The organism is Xanthomonas hortorum, assembly GCF_040279205.1.
Classification (GTDB): domain Bacteria; phylum Pseudomonadota; class Gammaproteobacteria; order Xanthomonadales; family Xanthomonadaceae; genus Xanthomonas; species Xanthomonas hortorum_F.
In genome coordinates this window covers 1-7,950 of record NZ_JBEOLS010000098.1, presented here as the reverse complement: position 1 = coordinate 7,950, position 7,950 = coordinate 1, and the positions used below count along the sequence as shown (strand labels likewise).

At 65.7% G+C, this 7,950-nt stretch carries 7 protein-coding genes; all 7 read right to left on the bottom strand.

Annotated features, from left to right (window positions below; genetic code table 11):
• Positions 1-157: transposase (locus tag ABS769_RS21805; protein WP_233368074.1), on the bottom strand; the 157-nt coding region annotated here is incomplete at its 3' end.
• Positions 158-323: 166 nt separating this feature from the next.
• Entirely contained in the window at positions 324-491 is a 168-nt protein-coding gene (gene rpmG, locus ABS769_RS21800; protein WP_002809462.1) for a 50S ribosomal protein L33, read from the bottom strand.
• 13 nt (positions 492-504) lie between these two features.
• Positions 505-741 carry a 50S ribosomal protein L28 gene (gene rpmB, locus ABS769_RS21795; RefSeq protein WP_002809459.1) on the bottom strand — a complete coding sequence of 79 codons (237 nt, stop codon included), beginning with the start codon at positions 739-741 and terminating at the stop codon, positions 505-507.
• Between the two features lie 202 nt (positions 742-943).
• A complete protein-coding gene (locus ABS769_RS21790; protein ID WP_317063270.1) occupies positions 944-4,129 on the bottom strand; it encodes an efflux RND transporter permease subunit in 3,186 nt (1,061 codons plus the stop codon).
• A gap of 176 nt (positions 4,130-4,305) precedes the next feature.
• Entirely contained in the window at positions 4,306-5,577 is a 1,272-nt protein-coding gene (locus ABS769_RS21785) for an efflux RND transporter periplasmic adaptor subunit (protein WP_317063271.1), read from the bottom strand.
• A 203-nt stretch (positions 5,578-5,780) separates the two neighbouring features.
• The gene (locus ABS769_RS21780) at positions 5,781-7,052 is read right to left on the bottom strand and encodes a TolC family protein (protein WP_317063272.1); all 1,272 of its coding nucleotides are present in this window, start codon (positions 7,050-7,052) and stop codon (positions 5,781-5,783) included.
• Between the two features lie 55 nt (positions 7,053-7,107).
• Positions 7,108-7,491: a hypothetical protein gene (locus ABS769_RS21775; RefSeq protein ID WP_023905633.1), complete on the bottom strand. Its 384-nt coding sequence runs from the start codon at positions 7,489-7,491 to the stop codon at positions 7,108-7,110.
• Between the last annotated feature and the right edge of the window lie 459 nt (positions 7,492-7,950).

Below are 7,950 nucleotides of genomic sequence, written 5' to 3'. Positions count from 1 at the left end.
AGTTGCCAAAGCGCTTGGGTAGGCCGCGCCATTTGCAGCCATGCTCGGCAACGTAAAGGATGGCGTTGACCACTTGCAGGTTGGTCATGCTGACATTGCCGCGCTGCGCCGGCAGGCAGTGTTCGATTAGAGAAAATTGTGCTGGCGTGATCTCCATGCACGATAGTTTAATCGCTCGGGCCATTAGTGTTAACAGGCCCTAGATATATTTTGTCGATTACAAAGGTGTGCTTGCGATCAAACCCTGCAACGCACACCCCACAAACGCAAACACCCGCCTTTCGGCGGGTGTTTGCTTGGATGCAGATCGCGTAATCGGTGGATTACTTGATCTTGCCTTCCTTGTACATCACGTGCTTACGCACGACCGGGTCGTATTTCATCATTTCCATCTTCCCCGGAGTGTTTTTCTTGTTCTTATCCGTGGTGTAGAAGTGGCCGGTAGCGGCCGAGGAAATCATACGAATCTTGTCACGCTTGCCTTTTGCCATGACTGCTTACTCCTCAGACCTTTTCGCCGCGCGCACGCAGCTCTTTCAGAACGGCATCAATCCCGTTCTTGTCGATGGTGCGCAATGCATGCGCGGAGACACGAAGCTTCACCCAGCGGTTCTCGCTGGCGACCCAGAAGCGGCGCTCGTGCAAGTTGGGCAGGAAGCGACGACGGGTTCTGTTGTTTGCGTGGGAGACGTTGTTACCCGTCTGCACACGCTTGCCGGACACTTGGCATACGCGGGACATTACGCACCTCGATAAATGAATTGCCACCCATAGCCTGGGGAGCGGCGGCCCCGACAGCGCTAGGCTGCCACGCAACGTTGGGAATCAAGAACTTACGCTGGGAACGAGCCGGCAACCCCATCGCGCTGGGTGCCGCCATCCGGAGCGATCCGGGCACAGCGAGCCGCGCATTATGCACGGCTTTCCTTTGTGCCGCAAGCACTTAGCCCGCACGGCCACGCCCTACCCGCTCGCGATGCAGCCAGCGATACAGCACCGGCAGCACCAGCAGGGTCAGCAAGGTGGACGAGACGATGCCGCCGATCACCACCGTGGCCAGCGGGCGCTGCACCTCGGCACCGGCGCCGACGTTGAAGGCCATCGGCACAAAGCCGAGTGCGGCCACCAACGCCGTCATCAACACCGGCCGCAGACGGCTCAGCGCACCTTCGCGCAGCGCCTGCTCCAGCGACATGCCCTCGGCACGCAAGCTGCGCACGAAGGCGATCATCACCAAGCCATTGAGCACCGCCACGCCCGACAACGCGATGAAGCCGACGCCGGCGGAGATCGACAACGCCAGATCGCGCAGTGCCAACGCCACCACGCCGCCGGTCAATGCCAGCGGCACGCCGCTGAACACCACCAGCGCATCGCGCAGCGAGCCGAACGACCAGTACAGCAGCGCGAAGATCAGCAACAAGGTGCCCGGCACCACCCAGGCCAGGCGCTGGCCTGCAGAGATCAATTGCTCGAAGGTGCCGCCGTAGCCGATCCAGTAGCCGGTCGGCAGCACCACCTCGGCCTGCACCCGCTGCTGCACCTCGGCGACGAATCCGCCCAGGTCGCGATCGCGCACGTTGGCAGTGATCACGATGCGGCGCTTGCCGTCTTCGCGATTGATCTGGTTAGGCCCCAGCACGGTCTCGATCTTCGCGACCTCACGCAGCGGCACGGTGGTGGGTTCGCCACTGCGCCAACCGGCCGCGCGGCTGGATTCGTCGACATCGGCGCGCTCGCCATCGCCACGCAGCGGGATCGGCAGATCGGCCAATGCAGTGGGGTCCTGACGCAGGCCTTCCGGCAGACGCACCACGATGTCGAAACGGCGGTCGCCCTCGAACAACTGCCCGGCCGCCTGCCCACCCACTGCGGCCGACACCGTGTCCTGCACCACGCCGGGATTGAGGCCATAACCGGCCAGCGCGGCGCGATCGGGCACCACCGCCAGCATCGGCAAGCCGGTGGCCTGCTCCAGGCTCACGTCGGCCGCGCCCGGCACCGTGCTGGCGACTTCCTGCACGCGTTGCCCCAGTTTGACCAACGTGTCCAGGTCGTCGCCGTACACCTTGATCGCCACGTCCGCACGCACGCCGGAAATCAGCTCGTTCATGCGCATCTGGATCGGCTGGGTAAACTCGTAGTTGTTGCCGGGCAGTTGCTTCACCGCCTCCTCGATCTCGGCCACCAGTTGCGCCTTGGGCTTGCGCGGGTCCGGCCACTGATCGCGTGGATGCATGATCAGGAAGGTATCGGCCACCGACGGCGGCATCGGGTCGGTCGCCACTTCGGCGGTGCCGAGCTTGCCGAACACATGCGCCACTTCCGGAAACTGCTTGATGCGTTTTTCCAGCGTGGATTGCATGGTGATGGCCTGTTCCAGGCTGGTGCCGGGAATGCGCAAGGCATGCAGCGCGATATCGCCTTCGTCCAGGTTCGGAATGAACTCGCTGCCCAGGCGCGTGGCCAACACCGCGCACACCACCACCGCGACCACTGCACCGATACCGACCAAACGACCGTGCCGCAGTGCGCGATCGAGCATGGGCGCATACACGCGACGCGCCCAACGCATCGCACGGTTTTCGTGCTCGGCCACCTTGCCGCCGAGCAACAACGCGATCGCCGCCGGCACGAAGGTCAGCGACAACAACATCGCACCGGTCAGCGCCAGCACCACGGTGATCGCCATTGGATGGAACATCTTGCCCTCGATGCCAGTGAGCGCGAACACCGGCAGATACACCGCGGTGATGATGCCCAGGCCGAACAGGCTGGGACGGATCACTTCGGCCGTGGCTTCGGCGGTGAGTTCAAAACGCTCGTCGCGCTCGAGCACACGCCCCAGGCGCAACTGCGCTTCACCGAAGCGGCGCAAGCAGTTCTCCACGATGATTACTGCGCCATCGACGATCAAGCCGAAATCCAGCGCGCCCAGACTCATCAGATTGCCGGACACGCCACCGCGCACCATGCCGGTGAGCGTGAACAACATCGCCAACGGGATCACCGCCGCGGTGATCAAGGCCGCGCGCACATTGCCCAGCAGCAGGAACAGCACCACGATCACCAGCAAGGCGCCTTCGATCAGGTTCTTGGCGACGGTGACGATGGTGCGGTCCACCAGCGCGGTGCGATCGTAGACCGGTACTGCCTGCACGCCGGCCGGCAAGCTGGCGTTGGCCAGTTCCAGGCGCTGCGCGGCCGCTTGCGCCACGGTGCGGCTATTGGCACCGACCAGCATGAAGACCGTGCCGAGCACCACTTCGGTGCCGTCTTGCGTGGCTGCACCGGTGCGCAACTCGCGGCCCTCGCCGACCTGCGCCACATCGCGCACCCGGATCGGCACACCCTCGCGCCGATCCAGCACGATTGCGCCGATCTGCGCGATATCGTCTACCTGCCCCGGCACCCGCACCAGAAACTGCTGCCCGTTGCGTTCGATATAGCCGGCACCGATATTGCGGTTATTGGCTTCCACTGCCCGCACTACATCGTCCAGCGTAAAACCCAACGCCACCAGGCGCGCCGGATCCGGGGTGATATGGATCTGCCGCGCATAGCCGCCGATGGTATTGACCTCGGTGACGCCGGGCACATTGCGCAACTGCGGGCGTACCACCCAATCCTGCAAGGTGCGCAGATCGGTGGCCGTCCACGCGCTGCCATCGGGCTTGCGCGCATTCGGCTTGGCTTCCACCGTGTACATGAAGATCTCGCCCAGGCCGGTCGCGATCGGCCCCAGCTGCGGCTCCAGATCGGCCGGCAATTGCGACTTGACCTGCTGCAACCGCTCGGCCACCTGCTGCCGCGCAAAATACAGATCCGTGCCATCGGCAAACACGGCTGTCACCTGCGACAAGCCATAGCGCGACAACGAGCGCGTGGACTCCAGGCCCGGCAAACCCGCCAACACCGTCTCCAGCGGAAACGTCACCCGCTGCTCCGATTCCAACGGCGAATACCCCGGCGCCGCGGTATTGACCTGTACCTGCACATTGGTGATATCCGGCGTCGCATCGATCGGCAACCGCGAAAAACTCCACGCCCCGATCGCAATCAACACCCCCGTCAACGCCAGCATCAACCACCGCTGCGCAATCGCAAACCGAATGATGTTAGTGAGCATGACGCGCACCTCTGCACACACTCGGCGCAACTACGTGCGCAGCCACACCGATCAGTGCGTGCGTGTCTGTGCCGCGACCGCGTCGATGACTGAAAAAACGTGTCACTGAAGCATGGAAGAGCTGTTCGCACGCACGTGCGTGCGGTCGAGGAAGAAGCAAACCGGAAACGCAGCGATCAATGATCATGCGACGCCCCCGACTTCTCGATATCCGCCTTGACCAGATAACTCTGCTCCACCACCACCGCATCACCCGCCGCCAAACCCGACACCACCTCCACCTGCTGCGCATCGCGCGCGCCCAGTTTCACCGGCCGCACCTCATACATATCGCCCACCCGCACGAACACCACCTCCCAGTCGCGGAACTGCTGCAAGGCCCCCACCGGCACCACCATCGCCGCTGGCTGCTGCGCCACCGTCACCCGCGCCTTCACTGCCGAGCCCGGCCGCCACAGGCCGTCGTCGTTGCGCAACACCGCGCGCGCCACCGTGCTCTGACTCGCGGTGGCCGTGCCCGGCAACACGCGCTCCAACGTGGTCTGCGCCACCACGCCATCGCTGATGCGCGTCACCGTCACCGGTGCGCCGGCGGTGATGTGCCCGGCATCGGCGCCGAAGATGTGCAGATCCACCCACAGGCTCGACAGGTCGGCAATCTCGAACAACGCCTGGCCTTCGCTGGCGTTGCTGCCCAGGCTGGCGTTGCGGGCGAGCACGGTGCCGCTGATCGGTGCGCTGACCGAATACGTGGTCAGGCTCAGGTTGCTCTCCACCGTGGCCAGCACCTGGCCGGCGCGCACCTGGTCGCCAACGTTGACGCGCAGGCTGCGCACCGGCCCGGGGAAGCGCGCGGTGGCCTGCGCCTGCGCACCTTCTGCCGGCGTGAGCAAGCCTTGCACTTCGTGCTGGTCGGCAATGCTGCCGGGGCCAACGGGCGCAACACGAATGCCGGCGTCCTGCGCGATCTTCCCCGCGATGGTGGTGCGGCCTTCGTAGCTGGGATAGGCCCAGCGATGCGACTTGCCCTGCACGGTGGCGCGCACCTCCACATCGAACGAATGCGGCTCGCCGACCGTGCTGTCGGCCAACAGGCTGCCATCGTCGCGCGCGCGCAATCGATGCACTTCGTTGATGCCGCCGAGCCGGGTCAAGCGCACTTCGACACTGCCGGCGCTGGGCGGCAACGGTTTGCCTTCGCGATACAGCCAGGCTTGATACGTGGGTGGCGTGCCGTCTTCGGCAATCGCCAGCTCCACACTGTCGCCGCCCTGTTCGAGCAGGCGCCCGCCGTGCGCGCCTTTTTCGGCTTCCTCGCCATGTGCGTCGGCTTCACCCTCGGCACCGGGCGTTGCGTGGTCATGGGCTTCTTCGCTGTTGCCGCTGTTGCCGCCGCAGCCGCTCAGCAGCAGCGCCAGCACAAGCGGCGCAATCAAAAAACGTTTCATCGAAATTGGTCCTGGTTGGCGCCGGCGCAGTGCGTCGGGCGAACGAACGAAGATGGTCTGCGCGGTAGGCGCGAGCATCGCTTGGCGACTGCTGGATGCCGATGCGGTTGCGAATGCGGCTGGGAATGCCGATACCGATACCGGCGCAGCAGACCCAGGCAGACGCATGCAGACCGCGCGAAAACGCGCAACGGACGTAGCGCTCATGGCCCCACCTGCGCAGCGCTTTCGAGCACAAACGGCTGCCCGGTCAGGCGCTGAATTTCGATCAACGCAGTCTGCGCTTCCAGTGCCGCGGCCAGTTGCTGCTGGCGTGCATCGCTGCGCTGCGCCTGCAGTTGCGCCCAGTCCAGATAGCTGGTCGCACCGGCGCGATACGCGCGCTCGGCAGCGGCATCGGCACGCGCAAGCGCGGGCAACACATCGCTGCGCATCCGCGTCACTTCCAGCTGTGCGGCGCGGTAGCGGCCATGCGCATCGGCCAACGTGGTGTACAGCACCAAGGCCTGCGATTGCCGCTCGATGTCCAGCAGCGACAGCTCCGCCTCGGCGGCGCGGATCTCCGGTTGCGCGCGCGCGGCGCTGCCCAGCGCCAGCGAAACGCTGCCGAGCAGCGCGGTGGCGTCGTTGCCCTCGAGCCGGCGCACGCCCACCTGCCAGTCCAGATCCGGGCGCGCCTGGCTGCGTGCCAGCCGCACCCGCGCCTCGCGCACGCGCTGCTCGCCGTTCAAGCGCGCCAGTTCTGGCGTGGCATCGAGCAGCTGCGCCAACACCTCGAACTCGGGAATCGCCGGCAACTGCAGCGGGTCGCCGGTGACAGCGCCGAAGTCCGGCGTACGCTCACCCCATAACACCGCCAGCTGGCGACGTGCCGCCAGCAGCTCCTGCTGCGCGCGGTCGCGCTCCAGTTCCGCGCGCGCCTGCAAGGCCTGCGCGGTCAGCACGACCGATTCAGGTGAGGCGCCGGCCTGCAGCCGTTGGCGCGCGGCACTGACGGTGCGCTGGCGCTGGGCAAGCGTTTCCAGTGCCACCGCATGCCGCTGCGCGGCCATGCCGATGGCCAGATAGCGCCGCGCCACTTCGGCCAGCACGTCCAGTCGTGCCAGCGCGCGTTGCGGCGCCAGCGCGTCGATACGTGCCTGGGCCAGGGTGCGGCGCGCGTCGAGCTTGCCGCCGCGTTCCAGCACGCCGGCCAGGGTGACGGTGAGTTCGGCCTGGTCCAGCGCGCGGGTCGGGCCGGTGCCGAACACGTTTTCCAGTTCGGCGCCGATACGCAACGGCGGGCGCAACGCGTCGCGCTCGGCTTCGGCGGTGAGGACCGCGCGCTGACCATCGGCCAGACGCAGATCGGGGTGCTGCCGGGCAACGCGCGCAATGGCGTCGTCCAGGGTCAGCACGGGTTTGGGCGGTACGTCCTGCGCCATGGCGCACGGCACGACCGCGAAGACGGCAAGTACCGTCAGTCGCAACCACATGAGGGTGTCTCCGGAATCGGGATCGATGGACAGGCCGGCAGCTGCCGGCGATGCATCAGGCCGCGATCGGAGGACGCAATCCGGTCTCGCTCAGCTGCGAGCGGTAGTGCGCGAAGACGGCCACAGGCTGGGCCTGCGTATGCGTGGACAGCGGCAGCCAAGCCAGCGCCGGCAACACCGCCGGATTCTGGCCGTGGCAGTAGCCGCTGTGCATCAGGGCGTGCATCAGGCCGGCACCATCGCGCTCGCCGGCATCGCCTTCGTCGGCACCGTCATGGCCGTGCGGCGCGGTGTCTTCCAGATGCATCTGGTCGTGCGCCAGCGCATGCACATCGCCCAGCGCGCAGGCCACCGGTGCGACCAACACGCCCATGACCAGCACTGCCAACGCCATCAGGCGCAGCAACGGGTGCAACAGGCGGGCGCGGCGAAGCAACATGGGCGCAGCGTATCGGGGCCGGGGCAGTTACACAATCGCATGCACGGCTTAATAGGAAGCTCAGGTCAAAAGCTTAGTGAGTCGAGGGCGCGGTGCCCTCGCCGCTTGCGGGACACGCCGTGAACCCGTCCCTGGGGGCTCGGTGGCGGCATCCATGCCGCCACACGGTCCCGCAAGCGGCGAGGACACCGCACCAGAGAGTTATTCGGTGGCTTTTTAAAGCCATGCACACAGACCAACTCGACTGGTCCTTGCGCGCTCACCGTCGCGGGACCTTACGCGGCATGGATGCCGCGTAAGAGCCTTATCTGTTCGCAATCTGGCAGATTAGGTGTCGAGAGCCGGCGTGGGCCACCGTGAGAGCCTGGATCTCAGCGATCGCCGTGTAGCTTGGTACCCACGCCGGATTCTCCCTTGATTCGCCCGAACAGTTGCCCGAGGTGACACTCGAAACGATAA

Excerpts from the sequence above, each read along its gene's own strand:
- rpmB (WP_002809459.1), bottom strand. The coding sequence starts at position 741 with ATGTCCCGCGTATGCCAAGTGTCCGGCAAGCGTGTGCAGACGGGTAAC.
- ABS769_RS21785 (WP_317063271.1), bottom strand. The coding sequence starts at position 5,577 with ATGAAACGTTTTTTGATTGCGCCGCTTGTGCTGGCGCTGCTGCTGAGC.
- ABS769_RS21775 (WP_023905633.1), bottom strand. The coding sequence starts at position 7,491 with ATGTTGCTTCGCCGCGCCCGCCTGTTGCACCCGTTGCTGCGCCTGATG.
- ABS769_RS21780 (WP_317063272.1), bottom strand. The coding sequence starts at position 7,052 with ATGTGGTTGCGACTGACGGTACTTGCCGTCTTCGCGGTCGTGCCGTGC.
- ABS769_RS21790 (WP_317063270.1), bottom strand. The coding sequence starts at position 4,129 with ATGCTCACTAACATCATTCGGTTTGCGATTGCGCAGCGGTGGTTGATG.
- rpmG (WP_002809462.1), bottom strand. The coding sequence starts at position 491 with ATGGCAAAAGGCAAGCGTGACAAGATTCGTATGATTTCCTCGGCCGCT.